Annotated in this window: 20 protein-coding genes and 1 tRNA gene; 19 read left to right on the top strand and 2 right to left on the bottom strand. The window is 25.9% G+C overall.

Annotation, left to right across the window (positions count from 1 at the left end; translation table 11 throughout):
- Positions 1-8 precede the first annotated feature (8 nt).
- From PWP28_RS10430 to PWP28_RS10415, 4 genes are all read left to right on the top strand, one after another.
- Positions 9-1,871: a hypothetical protein gene (locus tag PWP28_RS10430; protein WP_308644697.1), complete on the top strand. Its 1,863-nt coding sequence runs from the start codon at positions 9-11 to the stop codon at positions 1,869-1,871.
- A 5-nt stretch (positions 1,872-1,876) separates the two neighbouring features.
- Entirely contained in the window at positions 1,877-3,106 is a 1,230-nt protein-coding gene (locus tag PWP28_RS10425; RefSeq protein ID WP_308644696.1) for a hypothetical protein, read from the top strand.
- 108 nt (positions 3,107-3,214) lie between these two features.
- Positions 3,215-3,472, top strand: coding sequence for an acyl carrier protein (gene acpP / locus PWP28_RS10420; RefSeq protein WP_109604379.1), 258 nt, complete (start codon positions 3,215-3,217; stop codon positions 3,470-3,472).
- A gap of 97 nt (positions 3,473-3,569) precedes the next feature.
- The gene (locus PWP28_RS10415; protein WP_109604378.1) at positions 3,570-5,147 is read left to right on the top strand and encodes a CTP synthase; all 1,578 of its coding nucleotides are present in this window, start codon (positions 3,570-3,572) and stop codon (positions 5,145-5,147) included.
- Between the two features lie 26 nt (positions 5,148-5,173).
- On the opposite strand, the gene rsmA is transcribed toward PWP28_RS10415, so the two are convergent.
- A complete protein-coding gene (gene rsmA, locus PWP28_RS10410; protein WP_109604377.1) occupies positions 5,174-5,965 on the bottom strand; it encodes a 16S rRNA (adenine(1518)-N(6)/adenine(1519)-N(6))-dimethyltransferase RsmA in 792 nt (263 codons plus the stop codon).
- 67 nt (positions 5,966-6,032) lie between these two features.
- On the opposite strand from rsmA, the gene PWP28_RS10405 reads away from it, so the two are divergent.
- From PWP28_RS10405 to PWP28_RS10335, 15 genes are all read left to right on the top strand, one after another.
- Positions 6,033-7,244, top strand: a complete 1,212-nt coding sequence (locus PWP28_RS10405; RefSeq protein ID WP_109604376.1) for a DUF4974 domain-containing protein — start codon at positions 6,033-6,035, stop codon at positions 7,242-7,244.
- Positions 7,245-7,262: 18 nt separating this feature from the next.
- Positions 7,263-7,931, top strand: coding sequence for a response regulator transcription factor (locus PWP28_RS10400; protein WP_109604375.1), 669 nt, complete (start codon positions 7,263-7,265; stop codon positions 7,929-7,931).
- A complete protein-coding gene (locus PWP28_RS10395) occupies positions 7,900-9,240 on the top strand; it encodes a HAMP domain-containing sensor histidine kinase (RefSeq protein ID WP_308644695.1) in 1,341 nt (446 codons plus the stop codon). Before PWP28_RS10400 ends, PWP28_RS10395 begins: the two co-directional genes overlap by 32 nt.
- A 129-nt stretch (positions 9,241-9,369) precedes the next feature.
- The gene (locus PWP28_RS10390) at positions 9,370-10,503 is read left to right on the top strand and encodes a cysteine desulfurase family protein (protein WP_109604373.1); all 1,134 of its coding nucleotides are present in this window, start codon (positions 9,370-9,372) and stop codon (positions 10,501-10,503) included.
- A 35-nt stretch (positions 10,504-10,538) separates the two neighbouring features.
- Complete coding sequence (locus PWP28_RS10385; RefSeq protein ID WP_109604372.1) at positions 10,539-11,417, top strand: YicC/YloC family endoribonuclease; 879 nt, start codon at positions 10,539-10,541, stop codon at positions 11,415-11,417.
- A gap of 32 nt (positions 11,418-11,449) precedes the next feature.
- Positions 11,450-11,743, top strand: coding sequence for a DUF370 domain-containing protein (locus PWP28_RS10380; RefSeq protein ID WP_109604371.1), 294 nt, complete (start codon positions 11,450-11,452; stop codon positions 11,741-11,743).
- The gene (gene gmk / locus PWP28_RS10375; protein ID WP_308644694.1) at positions 11,740-12,375 is read left to right on the top strand and encodes a guanylate kinase; all 636 of its coding nucleotides are present in this window, start codon (positions 11,740-11,742) and stop codon (positions 12,373-12,375) included. Before PWP28_RS10380 ends, gmk begins: the two co-directional genes overlap by 4 nt.
- A gap of 8 nt (positions 12,376-12,383) precedes the next feature.
- On the top strand, positions 12,384-12,620 hold the full coding sequence (locus PWP28_RS10370) for a DNA-directed RNA polymerase subunit omega (protein ID WP_109604369.1): 237 nt from the start codon (positions 12,384-12,386) through the stop codon (positions 12,618-12,620).
- Between the two features lie 5 nt (positions 12,621-12,625).
- Entirely contained in the window at positions 12,626-13,180 is a 555-nt protein-coding gene (locus tag PWP28_RS10365; RefSeq protein WP_109604368.1) for a hypothetical protein, read from the top strand.
- A gap of 30 nt (positions 13,181-13,210) precedes the next feature.
- Positions 13,211-13,636: a hypothetical protein gene (locus tag PWP28_RS10360; protein ID WP_109604367.1), complete on the top strand. Its 426-nt coding sequence runs from the start codon at positions 13,211-13,213 to the stop codon at positions 13,634-13,636.
- On the top strand, positions 13,626-14,894 hold the full coding sequence (locus tag PWP28_RS10355; protein WP_109604366.1) for a HEAT repeat domain-containing protein: 1,269 nt from the start codon (positions 13,626-13,628) through the stop codon (positions 14,892-14,894). Before PWP28_RS10360 ends, PWP28_RS10355 begins: the two co-directional genes overlap by 11 nt.
- Positions 14,869-15,525 (top strand): ComF family protein, encoded by a 657-nt coding sequence (locus PWP28_RS10350; protein ID WP_146192151.1) that lies wholly within the window; start codon positions 14,869-14,871, stop codon positions 15,523-15,525. Before PWP28_RS10355 ends, PWP28_RS10350 begins: the two co-directional genes overlap by 26 nt.
- Positions 15,509-16,858, top strand: a complete 1,350-nt coding sequence (locus tag PWP28_RS10345; RefSeq protein WP_308644693.1) for an FAD-dependent oxidoreductase — start codon at positions 15,509-15,511, stop codon at positions 16,856-16,858. Before PWP28_RS10350 ends, PWP28_RS10345 begins: the two co-directional genes overlap by 17 nt.
- A 193-nt stretch (positions 16,859-17,051) precedes the next feature.
- On the top strand, positions 17,052-18,788 hold the full coding sequence (locus tag PWP28_RS10340; RefSeq protein WP_305081470.1) for a hypothetical protein: 1,737 nt from the start codon (positions 17,052-17,054) through the stop codon (positions 18,786-18,788).
- A 12-nt stretch (positions 18,789-18,800) separates the two neighbouring features.
- Positions 18,801-19,481, top strand: a complete 681-nt coding sequence (locus tag PWP28_RS10335; protein ID WP_308644692.1) for a DUF554 domain-containing protein — start codon at positions 18,801-18,803, stop codon at positions 19,479-19,481.
- 56 nt (positions 19,482-19,537) lie between these two features.
- Here the strand turns inward: PWP28_RS10335 and PWP28_RS10330 are convergent.
- A tRNA-Phe gene (locus tag PWP28_RS10330) sits at positions 19,538-19,613 on the bottom strand.
- Between the last annotated feature and the right edge of the window lie 3 nt (positions 19,614-19,616).

Below are 19,616 nucleotides of genomic sequence, written 5' to 3'. Positions count from 1 at the left end.
GTGATATTATGAGAAAGATTTTTGTTTTTGGACTTATGATTATATCTATTCTGATTGTTTTATCTGCATGTAATGTAGAAAAAGTCAATGTAAAAGCAAATCCTAAGGTACAGGCACCTGTGGGGGCTACATCTTTATCTATAAACGATTTTATAGGGACTTTTGAAGATGAACTTGAAAAAGCTCTTCCTGGTTTATTAAAAGTTAATTCTAATCCTTTAACTTATAGATATGCTACGGATATAATAAACATTTCTACTGATGAACTTTTTACGACTGGCGATATGGATTTTTCACAGTTTGATTTCAATCAAAATATTTCTGTAAGTATTCCAAGTATCCCTGAAGTTTCTTTAGATGGAATACCAATATTTCCAGGTGCTGGGTCTTCAGCAATTCCAATTGAAATAACTTTTGATAATCCAAATGATCTTGTTTCTGCAACTATAAATGAAGGAACCCTTATATTGAGTGCAGATAATTTGACTTTTTCAGATGCAACAGTTACATTCAATTCGAATGATGTTAACACGAGTATCATAGATGGGAATATTCATGTGAACTTAAAAGACCAAGTTTTAAATGGTACAAATACGGTATCCTTAAATGAATTTGATTATAATTCATCAACTAATTCTTTTAGTATAAATGTTTCTGTAAGTTCTGATACAGAGTTTAAGCAGATCGTGTTTAAAAAAGAAGGTTTAAACTTTAATAATTCTGGGTCTAATGAGATTATAGTTCCTGAGGAAATTAAAGAACTCGTTGATAGAATAAATCTCTCTTCGGGGGAACTCGAATTTAGATGGTTGAATGGTATGAATGTTGATTTTAATGCCAATATATCTTCAACAAGTATAAAAGCTTCTGGAACAGATACTCCTTTGAACTCTAATCAAGTATTTACTAAAAATACTGATTATTCGACATCTGTTATAGATCTTTCTAATAAGTATATAGATGTTTCTTCTGGCAAAATAAATCTTGATTTCGATGTAGAGCCAGCGGGATATTTAAATGATGAAGTGACTTTAAATGGATTAATAAAACAGGGGGATAATCTTTCATTTGATTTTTCACTTGGATTTAAAGATATAATTATTGAATCTATAAAGACTAAGAATACTACTTTTAGTGGAAAATTATCTTCTGGATTTTTAAATTTTGGAGATGATCTTGGTATTTTGAATAATGTTAATTTTAAAACATTACCTGCAACTTTGACTATAAATAAAGAAAATATAACAGGAAATCTAGATATTACATTATCTGCATCTTATACTGGTAATAGTACACCTATTATTTCAACCGGATCTTCTGGAAATGAATTTATAGGTGATTTCAGCTCAGTTTTTAATGAGAAACCAGATAATCTCGAGATGCTTTATTCAATTCAATCAGATGGACTCACCATAGAAAGTGGTAGTTCTATTTCAGGAAATATAAAAATAGATATTCCTTTTGCTTTCGATGTTACAAAAGAATCAACAGTTCTTTCATATGAATCTGAAGGGGACATGCTTGGAAGGAACGATGAAAATAGAGAAAGTATAAATGAAGCTTTGAATATGGTTGATAATCTTAAAGTGTTTTTTCAACTTGAAAATAGTACTGGAATTACAGCAAAAGTTTCTATAGATTTTAATGGTAGTAAATATCAAATCGATTTTTCTTCAGGAAATATACAAAGTATAGATCTTGGTAATATAGCAAAAAATATAGTCGAATCAGATGTTTATAAAGTTAAAGTTGATATAGCGCTTCCTATAGGAGATTATAGTTTGAATTCTGATGGAAAGATGGACATAAACCTATGGGCAGCTCTTGATACTGATCTAAACATTCCTATTAAACTTAAAGGACAGGAGTGATTTATATGAAAAAGACTATATTGTTAATTATTGTTTTAATTTTAGGTGTTTTAACATTTTCTCAAGGGCTTTATTCTTGGGAACATAATATAAACCCAGCCTTAATAAATACAAGAAGAAGAAGTATTTTTGAATTAAATGTGACTCCAGACATCAATATTTATCAAAATCTTGTTAAAAGTTCTTTTATATTTGATAATCTGAATAAAAAAGAAATAACCATAGATTTAAATGATTTTTATGAAGGATTAAATGGTAATGATTTTGAATTGAGTACAGATGATTATATTAATACAAATTTTGCGATCAATATTTTTGATTTAGGCCTTTCAGTTTATGCAAATGCAACTGTTGAAGCCGAAGCTAAAGTTCCAAACGAACTTTTAAAATTAATAGTTGAAGGAAATGAGATTAATAAAACATATAAAGGTAAAGGAGATTTGAATTCTTTCAGTACTGCAGAAGTTGGAGCATATCTTTCATATAAATATTCAGATAATTTATTAGGAATAAAGTATGGTTGGTTTGTTCCAGTACTTGTTTCTGATAAAAATTCCGGATATGATTATGAATTTGTGACTTCGAATCAAACATCATCCATCAATGCAAATTTAAACGTTGAAGCTCCTTTTTATTCTGTGTTTAATTCATCTGAAATAGAGAATTTAAATGTAAACACTGTTTTTGATAGAATAAATAGTAATAGAGGACAAAGTATTGATATAGGTTATATAAGGTATGCAGATGAAGAACCATGGTTTGGAATTTCTGTTGGTAATATAACTCTTTCGCCAGCTCTTGCAAATAAGGGAATAAAAGCTGTGGGAAATTATACTATAGATTCTACAAATTTAATCTTTGAAAATAAATTTGAAGTTAAAGGGGATATAAAATTAGAAGATATTCAAAATGTGAATGAAAAAATTTCTAAACCTTTAAAATTAACGGGTTTTTATAAACAAAATTTATTGATAGATTGGATTCCATATATCGAATATTATCCTACATTGTCCAGAATAGATTGGGGAGTGTTTGCCAGAGGAGATTTATTTGTAATTCCTTATTCTATAGGATTTGAAAATATAAATAAATTATGGAAAGTTAGCATTGGAACTGGTATAAATCTTCATATCTTAGAATTAGATCTATCAGTGGCTTCTGTAAGTACGGATATCACTAAAATTTTAGATTTAAGAGGAATTTCAGCAAAAGTTAACCTATCTTTAGGATTTTGACTTGACAATACAACTTTAAGAAATTATAATTAATAAGAATTTTGTTATTTTAGCATTTATTTCAGCAAGGTTGTGTAGAAATATAGTGTTATCCGGGAGGTTGAAATAATGACAAGAGAAGAACTTATTGAAAAAGTAAAAGAAATAATAGCAGAGACTTTAAGTGTAGATGAGGCAGACATAACAATCGATTCATCTTTTACAGATGACTTAGATGCAGATTCTTTAGAATTGGTTGATTTAACTATGGCTTTTGAATCTGAACTTGGAATAACTATAGAAGATGATGAAGTTGAAACAATAAAGACTGTTGAAAATGCTGTCGATGCTATTGCGGAAAAGTTAAATATTGACGACGAAGATTAACCTGAAATAAGGGGGAGCGTTTGCTCCCCTTTTTTATATTAAAAAAGTTAAAAATAATTGAATATTTAAATTATAAAGGCAGGAGGTTTTTTATAAAATGGCGAGGAAATATATAATAGTAACAGGTGGAGTTTTAAGTGGAATAGGAAAGGGAGTTGTTTCTGCCTCTATTGGTAGACTCATGAAAGAATCGGGTATAAAAGTAAATTCTTTGAAAGTTGATCCATATTTAAATGTTGATGCTGGAACTATGAATCCTAATCAACATGGAGAAGTTTTTGTAACTGATGATGGGTATGAAGCAGACTTAGATCTTGGGCATTATGAAAGGTTTTTAGGGATAGAAATGAAGAGATTTAATAATATGACTGCTGGACAGATCTATAAGACAGTCATAGAAAAAGAGAGAGAAGGAAAATATCTCGGTGGAACTGTTCAAATGGTTCCTCATGTAACTCAAGAAATAAAAAATAGAATAGAAGCTGTTGAGGCAGATGTTCTTCTTATAGAAATTGGAGGAACTGTAGGAGATATTGAAGGAGAAATATTTTTAGAAGCGGTTAGACAATTATCCACAGAAAAAGGAAGAGAAAATTTCATGTTTGTTCATGTTACATTTGTACCTTATTTGAGGGTTACAAATGAATTTAAAACAAAACCAACTCAACAATCTGTTCAATTATTGAGAAGAATAGGTATACATCCTGATATGCTTGTTGTTAGAACAGAAATGGAAATAGATACAGAAAGTCTTGAAAAAGTAGCTTTATTTGGAGGACTTGATAGTAAATATGTTATAAATCTTCCAGATTTGGGAAATATATATGAAGTTCCTGAGGGACTTTATAAAATGAATGTTCAAAAACTCATTGCAGATAAACTTTCATTTGATATCAAAACTGATATGAAATGGAATTGTCCTAAGAGTTTTAGAAGAGATAAAATAGCAATAATAGGAAAATATCTTGGTACTGATGATGCATATAAGAGTATTATGGAGAGTATATTTTTATGTGGAGTAAAAAAGCCTGAACTAATAGATTCCGAAAGACTTGAAGAACTTGATGATGAAGGGGTAAAGGCTTTATTATCGAATTATGATGGTTTAATAATTCCAGGTGGTTTTGGTAAGAGAGGAATTGAGGGTAAGATAAAAGCTTTGAAATATGCAAGAGTCAATGATGTTCCTCTTTTAGGTATATGTCTTGGAATGCAATTGATGGTTATAGAATATGCAAGAAATGTAAAAAATCTTGAAAACGCTAATTCAAGAGAATTCGATGAGAACACTCCTTATGCGGTAATAGATATAATGGAAGAACAGAAAAAAATAATAAATATGGGTGGTACTATGAGATTAGGTTCTCAAAGGACTGAATTGATAAGAGGATCTAAATTATTTGAATTACATAATGAAGATATAATATATGAAAGACATAGACATAGATATGAAGCTAATTCTCAAGATTTTTCAGAATTATTTAAAATGCCTGGAGAAGAAGGAGAGAAATTAATAATATCAGCTAAATCAGATTTTGTAGAAGCTGTTGAACTCGAAGATCATCCTTTTTATATGGGTGTTCAGTATCATCCTGAATTTAAATCTAAAGTAGGAGATCCTAATCCCGTTTTTATAGGATTTGTACAAGCAATAGAAAAGTTAAAAAACAAATAAAAAATGCGACTTTAAAGTCGCATTTTTTATTTGTTTATCATTTTGAATAAGCTCAAAAAATTTTCTATACTTATTTGTTCTGGACGAGTTTTTGTATCTATTTTTAAATCTTCTAATATTTTTTCTATATTATTTATATGTTTTAAATTATTTTTTATGGTTTTTCTTCTTTGAGAAAAACAAATATGTATGAATTTAAAGAATTTTGAAAGATTTATATCTTCATTCCTATTTTTGGGAGTGAGTTTTATAACAGTAGAATCTATTTTAGGTTTGGGTATAAATTCATTCTTGGGTATATTCAATACATTTTCTACATCACAATAATATTGAACGAATATACTCAAAGGACTATAATTTTTCCCACTTTTTGCAGTTATTCTTTCTCCAAACTCTTTTTGAACCATTAAAATTGCTTTTTTAAAATATGGTGTTTCAATAAATATTTTTTCCATTATTGGAGAAGATATATTATATGGAATATTTGCTATATAACTTATATTTTTCCCCTTGAATTCAGAGAGATCTACATCTAAAAAATCCATTATTTTTAAATGAAAATTTTTTTTATTTTTAAACCTTTCTTTTAACAGTCTTTCTAAGGTTTTATCGATTTCATATGCATATATTTCATTTTTAGTCTTAATCAATTCATCTGTTAAAGTACCCGCACCAGGTCCAATTTCTATTATAATCTCATCTTCTATTTGTGAAGCTTCAACTATCTTTTTTGGATATATATCACTTGCGAGAAAATTTTGTCCAAACATTTTTTTTAATCTTATATCATATTTCTTCAGATAATCTGATGTTTTCATTTTACACCTCATTTTTATTTTTTAATGTATAATTATATTATATAATATATTATTGTGGGGGATTTATATGAAAAAACTTATTATTTTATTTTTTGTTATGATATCTTTTTTTGCTTATTCTCATGATCTTATTTATAATAATATCGATATTAAAACACTTTTTATAGACCTTGAAAACATTTATGGAGTTGAGTTTATATTTTTAGATGATATAGATGAAAATTTTACATTTAAATCATCTACTGATAGTGTAGAAACTTTAATGGATATATTGTTTTATTCCAAGGGTATTAAATATGAAAAATATTCTGATTCTGTTTATGTCATTATGAAAATAAAAGGGCATTATCCCATAAAAAATGAATTTGTACAAAAAATAGAGTTGATAAATACGGATACAAATCTTTTAAATCCTTTTTTAGAAATGTACAGAAATAATATTTATTTTATAAATAATTCTAAATATATAATTTTTAAAAACAATGGAGATTTAGAAGATAAAATTAAGGATTTTTTTAATAATATAAGTTATGATAATTCAAGATATTTTATCATAAAAAATAAATATTTATTAAATTTTAAAGATATTGATGAAAAATATATTAAAGATATAAACTTTTTTTATAAATATAATTATAAATTTTCTGAATTATATGATATAGAATATGATTTTTTTGATAATATCGATGAGTATGATGAAAAAAATATAAAAAAAGAAAATTTTTATATAAATACGGATAAAGATTTTTTTTATGTATATGGTATTTTTGAAAGAAAAAAATTTATAAATAAAAATAATTTAAATTATGATTTTGATTATGGAATTTCTTTTGAAAGAAATATAAATTTTTATGGTGATGTATATAATGATAAAAATTATATAAACTTTATATGGGGTATTGATAAAAATTTTTTTGTATCTGGTGGAGCTTTTGTAGATAGAAATTTTGGATATGGTCTTTTTTATAAATGGGATGAAATGTCTTTATTTGGAGTAGAAGGACGATTTTTATTTGATTTTGATCATTTTAATTCAAATTTTATTATAAAAGCTGGTTCAGATGTAAATGATTTTAAATTTAAAGATATAATTTTTGGATTTGAAGGATATTTATTATATACTTTAAATGATATTTTTTCTGTTGGAACTAGATTTGAAAATGATTTTCAAAAAGAATTTTTTATAGATCCTATTTTTATGATGAAAGATAAAAAAATAAAAATTGAAATGACTTTTAATAAATTTTCTAAAATAATTATAAAATTTGAATTGATATAGTTACTTGGAGGTGCTTAAATGCATAAGATTTTAATTGTTGAAGATGATAAATCAATAGCGAGATTATTAGAATTAGAAATGGAACATGAAAATTATGAAGTTGCAGTTGCATATGATGGTGATGAAGCACTAGAGCTTTATGAAAGTTTTAAACCAGATATAATATTGCTAGATATAATGTTGCCCATAAGAGATGGTTTTGAAATTGCTGAGATAATAAGAAATTATGATAAAGAGGTTGGGATTATAATGTTAACTGCAAAAGGAGAACTTGAGGAAAGAGTAAGAGGGCTCAAACATGCAGATGATTATATAGTTAAACCATTTGAAATAGAAGAAATATTTGCAAGAATAGAATCGCTTTTGAGAAGACTTGGAAAAACAAGAGATAATTTAAAAGCCGATAATATAGAGCTTTTTGTTGAAAGAATGCAAGTTTTTGTAGATGATGAAGAAATTCATTTAAGTCTTACTGAATTTAATATTTTGAAGACTCTTCTAATAAACAAAAATATAGTTGTTTCAAAAGAAAAAATAATGGAAGAAGTTTGGGGATATTCGGAAGAAGATAATAAAAATATTGTAGAAGTTTACATGAACTATTTAAGAAAAAAGTTGGGTAAATCTTCAAAACTAATAAAGACGGTGAGAGGCGTTGGCTACGTTATCAGAGAAGGAGAAGAATAAAAAAAGTGCTGTATTTAATCAGACTTTTATAATAACATTTACTACTTTTTTACTTTTATCTATAATGATACTTGCTTTAAGAATAATTGTTATTGATACGAGTATAGATACTTATGCACATATGTTTATAAATGAAGTCAGTCCAAGTGGTTCTATCTTGAAAGGTACTTCAGAACTTGATAATCAAGATATAATAGATAGACTTTTGAATGATAATGATGTTATAAAAAAGTCTTTACTTGCAAATAAGATAGTTATAATAGACGGAAAAGTTTTATCTGATCCGTATAATTTGATATACGATGGTTTTACAATCAATAAACTTCCTTTTTTATATAAACATCAAGATTATTATTATATATTTGTTGCGATACAGATACTTGGCTCTAAACTTATGATAGTTGGAGGTCCAGCTTTTGAATTTACAGCTTTTATAAAAACATTCGATAGAATAGCTATAATAACAATATTTTTAGCTTCTTTAAGTTCTTTATTCATATCATATTTTCTATCAAGAAATATACTTAGGCCTGTTATATCTATTTCAAAACATATTTCTGAAATAAATATAAACAATCTTGAACATAGGATACCAGAACAAAAAACTATAGAGTATGAAATAATTTCTAATAAAATTAATTCCATGTTGGATAGAATTCAATATGGGTATGAAATTCAAAAACAATTTATATCAGATGTTTCCCATGAATTGAGAACACCTTTAACATCTATAAGTGGATATGTTAAAATGTTGAAAAGATGGGGGACAAGAGATGAGGGTATTTTAATAGAGTCTATTGAAAGTATAGAAAGATCAACAAATTATTTGAAAGATATGATAGAAAAACTGTTGATTTTAAATGAACCTGAAACTGAAATAGAATTTGAAGAGTTCAATATAAAAAGAGTGGTAGAAAAAGTTTTAAAGCTTTATGATAATTCGGATTATAATTTTTATATAAGAGGAGAAGATTTTAAGGTTAAATCTTCTAAAGAATATTTGTCCATAATTTTTAAGATTTTTATTGAAAATGCCATGAAATATTCTCCAGAAAACAAAAATATAGATATCATAATGAAGGATTATTCTATAATTATAAAAGATAATGGAATTGGAATAGCAGAAGATAAAAAAGAAAAAATATTTGAAAGATTTTATAAAGAAGATAGTGCAAGAACTACAAAAAGTCATGGACTTGGATTATCGATTGCGAAAAAACTTGGTGATAAATTGAATATAAACATAGAAGTAGAATCAAAGTTAAATGAAGGTAGTTCTTTTATATTGCAGTTTAAAAATGATGTATAATACATTGTTTTTAATTTAAATAAATTAACATTTTAATTTAATATATTTCATATAGAATTTTTATAACAAATGGCCGTATTTGTCGGCCATTTGTTATAATAGTTTGATGGGAGGTTTTTAAAAAATAATATGATATATTTTGATAATAATGCTTCTACTCCATTGGATAAAGATGTTGCAGAAGTAGTTTTAAAGTATATGTGTGAAGAGTATGCAAATCCAAATTCTTTACATGAATTTGGAGTAAAAATGGATGCAAAGATAGAAGAAGCAAGATTTAGAATTGCAAAATCTTTAGGTTGTATGCCTTTCGAGATTTATTTTACTTCTTGTGCCACCGAATCTATTAATTGGGCTTTAAGAGGTGTTTGTAAGGCAAATACTAAATATGGAAAGCATATTGTAAGTTCTAATATAGAACATTCAGCCACTTTAAACACTTTAAAATCACTTGAATCTGAAGGTTTTGAAGTTACATATATTCAAGCAGATCAGAATGGTGAAATCTCATTAGAAAAATTATCAAAAGTTATTAGAGAAGATACAATTCTTGTAAGTATTATGGCTGCCAATAATGAAATAGGAACTATTCAAGATATTAAAGGTATGTCTCAAATAATAAAAGAAAAAAATAAAAATTGTTATTTTCATGTTGATGCTGTTCAAATTGCTGGAAAAATAAATTTTTCTTTGAAAGAGATGAAATGTGATTTAGCTTCTTTTTCTTCACATAAATTTCATGGACCAAAAGGTGTTGGTATTTTATTTAAAAAAGAAAGAACAAGAATATTCCCATTCATAACAGGTGGTTCTCAAGAACGTGGTATGAGGGGAGGAACACAGAATGTCCCTGGTATAATAGGAACGGCATTGGCATTAGAAAAATCTTTTGAACATCTTGAATATATGAAAGAAATAAGAAATTTAAGGGATTTTATGGCTTTAGAAATAGAAAAAATGGGTGGTAAGATATTAACGCCTATTAGTGAAAAAAGTGTGCCAAATACATTGGCTGTTTTTTTTGAAGGTGTTAGAGGTGATATTATAGTTAATGCACTCTCAGATGAAGAAATATTTGTTTCTACATCTGCAGCATGCTCTTCAAAAGGAGTATCTGGAAGTAAAGTCATGAAGGCACTTGGCTATGATAATGAACAATCAAAAGGAATGATAAGAATAAGCCTTTCTTACCTGAATAATCGTGAAGAAACGGAAATTTTCCTAAATAAGTTGAAAAATATCCTTGTTTTTTTGAATTTTTAGCTTATTTGGTGTATAATATCATTGGAGGAGATATTATGAGAAGTATGACTGGTTATGGCAGAATAGAGAAGATAATAAACGATTATAATTATTCTGTTGAGATAAAAAGTTTGAATGGAAAGTATTCTAATTTAAAAACTTCTATTGCGGGTATATTTTCGCCATTAGAAATAGAAGTACAAAATCTTGTAAAAAAATATTTCAAAAGAGGAAATATAAGTGTTTACATCGATATTAGATTTTTAAATCCTCAAAATTTTGTAGATATAGATCTTGGTTTGGCAAAATCTTATCATAGTGCATTACAACAAATGACAAGTGAATTACATATGTCTGATGATGTATCTTTAGATGTTTTAACGAAATTTAGAGAAATAATTAAAATAAAAGTTGAAGAAGAAGCTATGAATAAGATATGGAAAGGTCTTGAAGAAATATTGTTGGAAACAATAGAAAAAGTTAAAGTTTTTCAAATAGAAGAAGGAGAAAAACTTAAAACTGTTTTACTTGGTTATATAGATGATATAGAAAAAATAGTAAATGATATACAAAATGCTGCTGTTGACATGAAAGATACTTTTAAGGAAAGACTTGAAAATAATTTAAAAGAATTATTAAACAATTCTGAACTCATAAATGAAGGAAGACTTGAGCTTGAAGTCGCACTTTTAGCAGAAAGAGCTGATATTTCAGAAGAAATAGAAAGGCTTAAAAGTCATATTAAAAAATTCAGGGATATAGTTAATTCAGAGGATGAATTGATGGGTCAAAATCTTGATTTTTTATCTCAAGAAATGCATAGAGAGTTCAATACAATTGCTTCAAAATCTAAATTGATAGAGCTTACCAATCTTTCAGTAGAGGGAAGAGGGCTTGTTAATAAGATTAGAGAACAAGTTCAGAATGTTCATTGATTTTATAAATATAAATCCTGGAGGTGTTTTTTATGTACGGACTTATAAATATAGGTTTTGGGAATGTTGTTGTTGGGGATAGAGTAATAGCGATAGTTAATCCTGGCTCACAGCCTTTAAAAAGATTAAGAGATGTTGCTGAAACTCAAGGTAAATTATTAGAAGTAAACCATGGTAGAAAAACAAGAGCTTTTATAATAACTGACTCTGGTCATGTAATAGCTTCCGCAATTCAACCAGAAACTATTACAAATAGATTTTCTCAAAATTTCTATGATATTGAAAAAGCACTTGAAAGAATACGTAATGAGGCGCGCCAGGGATGAAAAAAGGAATATTATACATAGTAAGTGGACCATCGGGAGCTGGAAAATCCACATTAATAAAAAAAGCATTGAAAACAGTAGATGGGTTTACATTCTCGGTATCTTATACAACAAGAGAAAGAAGACCTGGAGAAATAGATGGAGTAGATTATTTCTTTGTAGATGAAGATAAATTTATGGAATTAAAAGAAAAAGATGAATTTCTTGAATATGCTAAAGTACATGGCTATTATTATGGAACTTCTAAAACATTTATCCATGAAAAACTTGAACAAGGATATAATATAGTTTTAGATGTGGATGTTCAAGGTTCTCTTAATATAAAAACTTCTATCCAAGAAGAGAATCCTGTTTTAATATTTGTTTTGCCTCCTTCTTATACAGAACTTGAAAAAAGGCTTGTTGGAAGGGGTACAGAAAGTGAAAGGGATCTTGCAAAAAGATTAGAAGATTCAAGATGGGAAGTTTCAAAAATTAATGAATTTAATTATGTCATAGTTAATCGTGATGTTAATGAGTCTGTTAATCAACTCATATCCGTTATCATAGCTGAACAATTGAGAGTTTGTAGAATTGAAAATGGTTTAGAAAATAGAGTTGATACATTTTTTAAAAAAGAATTTGAGAGGTGAAATAATCGATGGACGTAGGTTTTAATCATGATAAAATCATGAAAAATATAGATTTTAAATATGCTGTACCTATTATTGCTGCTAAGAGAGCTGAAAAATTAAAAGACAATTTCGAGATGAAAAATACTGATAATTTTATAAGCAATAGAAATTTTGTTAATGATGCATTTAAAGAAATTGAAGAAGGAAAGACTAATGTTAAAGATGTAGATAAGCTTGAGATGATAAAAACAGATACGAAGTGATTTGTATGAAAAAATATATAGTTTTTTTAATGATGATTGTACTTTCTATAAGTATCTTTGCTTATAATAATTTCAAAATGGGATTTACAGTTTTAACAGATGACAATCCTTTTAGATTGGCTTTAAAAACAGGGTATGAATCTGAATATTTTAATTTTTCATTTGATTTCAATCCTAATTTTGGAGAAAATTTTTATTTGATAACTATCACAGATCTTTCACTTAAAATTCTTGATATAAATGAGAATTCACAGGTGAGAGGGGGTCTTTTGTGGTTAAATGATAGACCTAATAGTGAATTTCAAGATAAGAATAGAAATATACTCTATGGATATATGGGGATAGGTTATAGCATAGAAAATTTATATGCAGGATTGGCACTTGGATATCCTATTTCAAATGAATTTAAACCTACTACAAACATCTCTGATTATTTGATCTTTAATATAGAATATACCATTCCGAAACCTGCAGAATTTGTTGATGATTTAAAAATAAGTTTTAGATTTGCAAATTATAGAAAAGATTTTTCATTGTTCATATCATATCCGATATTTTAATTTTTGATAGGTATGAAAAAAGGATTTTTGTTGTTAGAAAGTGTATTCGAATTATTTATAATAAGTTTAATAATATTAACAGTCCTTGCAACTTTTGCAAGGACTGTGTTTGTTTTGAATCAAAATATCAATGAAATGATTGAAAGAAATTTAATGATTAATTCAATGATTATTATAATAAATACAGTAGAATTTGAATTGGGAGATATAACAACAACTTATAAAGATTCTATAAGATGTAATTATGGTCATGAGTGGAAATATTTGTCTATAGAATATTCAGCTTATTATGATAAAATATACAGAAAAAAAAGAAATATGTATGATATAGGAAAAACTTATATCGGCAATAATGTTACTGATTTTATATATGATAATAATATATTGCAAATAGAATTTCATAATGAATATAGATTGATTTTGAACAAATATAGGGAGGAAAATAATGGCAAATGAAATAATAGAAACTTATAAACTCATGGAAGAAAGAATTAAATCTGAAAATGCTAAAATATTTTTTGAAATGCTTGATTCGCCTTTTCCGGCATTTAAAGCTAAAGCTATAAACGAACTCATGAAACAAAAAATAGATTCACCTATAATAAAAGAATATCTCGATGATTCAGATGCTGAAGTTAGATTTTCTGCATTGAAACATATGGAAAAATTGGGCACAATTGATGAAGAAGAAACAAAAAAAGCCTTAAAAGATCTTTCGGCTTCTATAAGAAAAGAAGCTTTAATAATATTTACAAGTTATGGATTTGAACCAATGGAGTTTATATTGGATTATGTAAAAGATCCAGATCCAACAGTTAGATATCAACTTTTAACTTCTGTTTTAGAATTTTATCCAGAAGATTCAGAAAAATTGATAGAATTGATGAAAGAAGACCCATATCAAAAAATACAACATTTAATATATGCACTTGAAAATATAGGGGAAACGCTTATTTCAGAAACAATAGAAATGAGTGTAAAAAAAATAGCTCTTTCAAGATACTATGAAAAAAATGATTCTATGACATTTTTTAATGTTTTAAAAAATAATTATTATAATTGTGATAAAAAAACAAAATTATTGATCATAAAATTTTTAGCAGGTCTTCCTTGTGATATAATAAAAGAATTTATGGAAAAAGAACTTTCAGATGAGAAAGATGATGAAATTTTAATGCAAATCACAAGAACTATAAAAAAAGTTTGTGGAAATGATTTGATACCTTCTTGGATAGTCGATGCATTTATAAATAAGGATGAACCTAAGTATATTAAATATGGTTTAAAACTTGCAACTGATAAAGATGATATGGCATATGTGGATTTTTCTAGAGGACTTCTTGATAAAATAGATGATGATTATGTTATAGGAGCTGCTGATTACTTAGTTTTTTTTCAAGATTATAAATTAAGTGATTATGTTCCTGATTTTTTGAATTCATTATCTACAAAAAGAATTTTAACTGGTTTAAAAATAATAAAAAAATTAAAACTTGAGAATTATCTTTCTGAAATATCCGATATAAGTATGAACAAAAAATATCCTATAAGCGTTAGAAGAAGCGCTATAAATCTTCTCAAATATTTTAAAGCTAAACAATATTGGGAAATACCTTATAATATTCTTAAAGATCCAACAGAAAAAGGTAGACTTAAACTTGCAGCTTTAAATGCATTATTAAGACTTAATGCGGAGATGGTTACAGATTTATAATATTTTAAATGATATGTTTGAACATAGATGCTTGAATTGTGGTGCAAAAGTTAATTTTGGAGAATTTATATGTGATAATTGTTCAATGTTTATATATGAACCTTCACATACAAAAAGCATTTATGATATTTATCATATGGGATATTATAAAGATTCATTGGCAATTTTGATAAAAGAATTTAAGTATAATAAGAATCTTAAAATAGGTAAATATTTAACAGATATACTTTGTGAATATTTTAGAAGTATAGATATAGAAAATCATGATTATTATGTTTCTTATGTACCATCTAATTATTTTAGTATCTATAATAAAGGATTTATACCTGCCAAAATTATAGCTGATAGATTTGCTAAAAATTTTGGATTAAAAGTTATAAATCTCTTTAAATCTAAATCTTATAAAAGACAGGCATCATTATCTTTGAATGAAAGACATAAAAATATACAAAAAAAGATAAAAATCACAACCTCTATACCTAAATACCTTATAATAGTAGATGATGTTTATACTACTGGTGCTAGTATGTTTGAGTGTATGAATATCATTAAGAAAAATGTGGATTTTTGTTTGGGTCTTACTTTGGCGAAAGCTCATTATGGAGGTGATTCTTTTGAAGAACAAGTATGATATTTTGATAATAGGAGGAGTTGCAGCTGGAACAAGTGCTGCTGCAAGTGCTTTAAGAGAAAATCCAAGTTTAAATGTGGCAATATTTCAAAAAGAGCCTTATATTTCATATGGTGGTTGTGGTTTGCCATATGTTTTAAATGGTAAAGTAAAAGAAGTGGATGATCTATTTGCTTTTACTTCAGAAAAATTTCAAGAGAAAAAAGGTGCTGAAGTTTATACCAATTATGAAGCTATTGATGTTGATTTTGAACAAAAATATGTTTTAGTAAAAGGCAATATGGATAGAAGAAAGATATTTTATGATAAATTAATAATAAGTACTGGAGCATCACCGATAATTCCAAAATTTGATGTTTGGGGTCAAGAAGGAATATTCAAAATGAGGAATCCTTCTGATGATGAAGAAATATTAAAATTTATTGAAAAAAACAAACCATCTCATGCAACTATTATAGGTGGAGGTTTTATAGGTGTTGAAGTTGCTGAAGTACTTATCGAAAGTGGAATAAAAGTTACTTTAATAGAGGCTAAAGAAAATATACTTGGAGATATAGAACCAGAGATTCATGATGAATTTTCTGAATATATGATAAAAAATGGAGTCGATTTAAAAACTGAAAGTATGGTAGAGAATATATTAAAAAAAGAAAGATTTATAGTTAAAACAGAAAAAGAAAGTATAGAAACAGATATGATTATTATTTCTATAGGTGTAAAACCTAATACAGATTTTTTATTAAATAAAAATGTTAATATGTTAAAGAATAAAGCAATTATAGTAGATAATTATATGAGAACTAATATAGAAGATGTATATGCTGCCGGAGACTGTGCTACGGCTTATAATATATTAAGTGGTGAAGATGAATATATACCTTTGGGAACAACTTCTAATAAACAGGGTAAAATAGCTGGTAAAAATGCAGTAAAAGGAAATGTAGAAGAGTTTAAAGGGGTAATTGGTTCACTTATAACAAAGTTTTTAGATATGGAATATGCTAAGACTGGTTTGACTTATGAAAAAGCAAAAGAGCTTGATTATAATGTTGGCAGTGTATATATAAAAGCAAAAGCCAGAGCAGGATATTATGAGAATGCAGGTAATATATCATTTAAAATGATTTTTGATAGATCAACTGGTAAAATACTTGGAGGTCATTTTGTTGGTAAAGAAATTCATTCAAGAGTTAATATCATAGTCTCTCTAATATATTCTTGTGGAACGGTACAAGAATTATATAATATGGATTTACCATATTCGCCACCATTTTCTCCAGTTTGGGATATAACTTTAATAGCTGCATCTAAGGCTATGAAAAAAGTAAAATAAAAATAATATATACTTCCAGTAATTAAATTTTATTAATTACTGGATTTTTTCATTTTAAAAGTAAATTATTTAATTAATATATCAGTTAATTAAATAATTTACTTGAAAGAAAGAATATATGACCCAAATTTTATAATATAGAAAAACTTAAAATGCTATAATTAAAGTATCATAAGAGTTTAGGAGTGGATTTATGAAAAAATTATTTTTATTATTATTAATTTTAATTAACTTTTTGTATGTTTTTGGAGGATATATTCTTTTAAAGAATGGTAATATGATAATAGGAGATATACAAAGTTTAGAACAAAATGTTTTAAAAATAATTAGCAAAGGTAAAGTTCATGTTTATTCAGCTGATAATCTTTCTTATCTATCTTATGAAGAAAAAATAACAGAGTTTAAAAAAGGATTACATTTAAAAAATGAAATAATTATAAATAAAAAATTAAATCTTTACAAAGTTAAAGATGATTTTTTTTATTTTAAAAATGATTATGATAAACTTATTATAAAAAAAGAATTTTTAAGTAGTTTTTCTATTTATAATGAGGAAAGTAAAGAAAATATTATAAACATAAAAGATACTTTTATTAAATTCAACAAAATTTTATTAAATTCAGATAATTTTGAAATAATATTGGAAAATGGAATTATAAAAATCGATTTAAATGATTTAAATCGATTTTCATCTAAAAATAAAAACTATGTTTTTTATGAAGAAGAATTTATTTTATTTTCAAATGAATTAATATTCAAAGAAAATGGCATAGTTTTTGATACATTTCCTCATTTAAAGTTTAAAAATATAAATTCATTATTTTTGATAAATAAAAATTTGAATAAAAAAAATACTTCACAAGTACTAAAATATGAAGGTTTTGAAGAAAAAAATTATGGAATATATAGAATAAATAATGATGATGATTTATTTTATACAAATTCTTTAATATTTAGAAATAACAAAATAATTGGAGATAATTTTGAAATAATAAATCCCAGTATAAATTCAATAGAGTATATAAAGGTATATGATGAAATAAATGAATTTAATAATATAAGCAATATATATAGTGATTCTGATAATATATATATTATAGATACATTTGGAAATTTATATAAATATTCATATGATGGTTTTTTAAATGATCAAATTTTAATAGAAAGTTCTTATAAACCAAAAAGATATATTGAATGCTTCAATGGAATATTGATAACAGAATCATCGGATTATTTTTATTTTATAAATTCGAAAAATATGCAAATATTAAAAAAAATAAGAAAATCAAGTAAAGATATAATAGCAACTAAAATAAATAATAATTATTATATAGGATATTTTTTAGAAAAATACTATGAAATATATAATGAAAATTATTCTTTTATTAAGAGAATAAATCTTGAAGATTATTTTAGAAATATATATTCTTATAATGAAGGATATTTAATTCTTGATTATGAGGGAATTTCTTTTTATAATTCTGAAAATGATTTAAATTGGGATTTTAAAATAAATATAGATAAAAATAATATCGAAATATTCAAAAATAAAATAATATTATATACAGAAAACAAGATCTATATTTTAAATGAAAATGGAAAAATTGTAAAAGAAATTAAATTTGATTCTTTGGTAAAAAATATATTTTTTAATGATAAAAATATATTCGTTTCTTTAGAAGATAAAAAAGTATATAAAATTAGTACTGAAGGATCATATGAATTATTATTTGAAACTGAAGAGGATATTATTTATATAAATAATAATAATAATTCATATTTTTGGAAAGAAAAAAATATTTACATAAAATTTGATGATCAAGAGTTTCATAATATAAGTATTTCAGAAGGTATGAAATATAATTTTGTTTTAGATGATTATATGATAATTTCTTCTGAAAAGGATATTTATATTTTGAGAGTAAATTGAGGTGATCTGTTGTTGAATTATGCAGTTATATTTAATTCTTGTGCTATAATCATAGGAACACTGATTGGGAAATGGCTTGGAAGTTTTTTTAATTCAAAAATTAGAAATATTCTATTCGATTCTATAGGCTTAACAACTATAATAATCGGTATTTCTATGGGATTAAAATCAAATAATATGATAATCGTATTGATTTCTTTAGCAATTGGAGGAGTAATAGGAGAATTTTTGAATATAGAAAAACAAATTGAATCACTTACCAGTTTTTTTAAGAATAATAAAGAAACAGTTTCTAAGGGTTTTTTGACTACGACTATCTTATTTGTTGTAGGTCCTATGACTATATTGGGATCTATGAAAGCGGGTCTTTCACAAGATAATACTCTTTTAAATTTAAAAAGTATTCTCGATGGAATATCTTCTATAATATTTGCATCTATTTATGGATATAGTGTTATACTATCGGCGATCAGCGTTTTTTTTGTTGAAACTATTTTAATCATATTTTCAAAAAATTTATATTTTTTGATGGATGAAGTATATTTAAATGATTTTACAGCTGTTGGAGGTATTATGATACTTGGACTTGGAATAAGACTTCTTGATTTAAAAGATATAAAAGTTGGAAATTTTTTGCCTGCTTTATTGATGGTTATAATTATAGATTATATTAAATTGAGATTTTCTTTTTAATAAAAATATTTAAATATAAATAAAAAAACAGATGATAAAAATCATCTGTTTTTTTATGGTGGGCAGAGACAGAATCGAACTGTCGACACACGGATTTTCAGTCCGTTGCTCTACCGACTGAGCTATCTGCCCACT

The organism is Oceanotoga sp. (genome assembly GCF_030445905.1).
Classification (GTDB): Bacteria; Thermotogota; Thermotogae; order Petrotogales; family Petrotogaceae; genus Oceanotoga; species Oceanotoga teriensis.
The sequence above is the reverse complement of the archived record's forward strand: the minus strand, read 5'-3'. Positions and strand labels throughout refer to the sequence as shown.

Excerpts from the sequence above, each read along its gene's own strand:
- rsmA (WP_109604377.1), bottom strand. The coding sequence starts at position 5,965 with ATGAAAACATCAGATTATCTGAAGAAATATGATATAAGATTAAAAAAA.
- PWP28_RS10400 (WP_109604375.1), top strand. The coding sequence starts at position 7,263 with ATGCATAAGATTTTAATTGTTGAAGATGATAAATCAATAGCGAGATTA.
- PWP28_RS10365 (WP_109604368.1), top strand. The coding sequence starts at position 12,626 with ATGAAAAAATATATAGTTTTTTTAATGATGATTGTACTTTCTATAAGT.
- PWP28_RS10405 (WP_109604376.1), top strand. The coding sequence starts at position 6,033 with ATGAAAAAACTTATTATTTTATTTTTTGTTATGATATCTTTTTTTGCT.
- PWP28_RS10415 (WP_109604378.1), top strand. The coding sequence starts at position 3,570 with ATGGCGAGGAAATATATAATAGTAACAGGTGGAGTTTTAAGTGGAATA.
- PWP28_RS10430 (WP_308644697.1), top strand. The coding sequence starts at position 9 with ATGAGAAAGATTTTTGTTTTTGGACTTATGATTATATCTATTCTGATT.
- PWP28_RS10380 (WP_109604371.1), top strand. The coding sequence starts at position 11,450 with ATGTACGGACTTATAAATATAGGTTTTGGGAATGTTGTTGTTGGGGAT.
- PWP28_RS10370 (WP_109604369.1), top strand. The coding sequence starts at position 12,384 with ATGGACGTAGGTTTTAATCATGATAAAATCATGAAAAATATAGATTTT.
- PWP28_RS10425 (WP_308644696.1), top strand. The coding sequence starts at position 1,877 with ATGAAAAAGACTATATTGTTAATTATTGTTTTAATTTTAGGTGTTTTA.
- PWP28_RS10390 (WP_109604373.1), top strand. The coding sequence starts at position 9,370 with ATGATATATTTTGATAATAATGCTTCTACTCCATTGGATAAAGATGTT.
- acpP (WP_109604379.1), top strand. The coding sequence starts at position 3,215 with ATGACAAGAGAAGAACTTATTGAAAAAGTAAAAGAAATAATAGCAGAG.
- PWP28_RS10385 (WP_109604372.1), top strand. The coding sequence starts at position 10,539 with ATGAGAAGTATGACTGGTTATGGCAGAATAGAGAAGATAATAAACGAT.
- PWP28_RS10355 (WP_109604366.1), top strand. The coding sequence starts at position 13,626 with ATGGCAAATGAAATAATAGAAACTTATAAACTCATGGAAGAAAGAATT.
- gmk (WP_308644694.1), top strand. The coding sequence starts at position 11,740 with ATGAAAAAAGGAATATTATACATAGTAAGTGGACCATCGGGAGCTGGA.
- PWP28_RS10340 (WP_305081470.1), top strand. The coding sequence starts at position 17,052 with ATGAAAAAATTATTTTTATTATTATTAATTTTAATTAACTTTTTGTAT.
- PWP28_RS10350 (WP_146192151.1), top strand. The coding sequence starts at position 14,869 with ATGCGGAGATGGTTACAGATTTATAATATTTTAAATGATATGTTTGAA.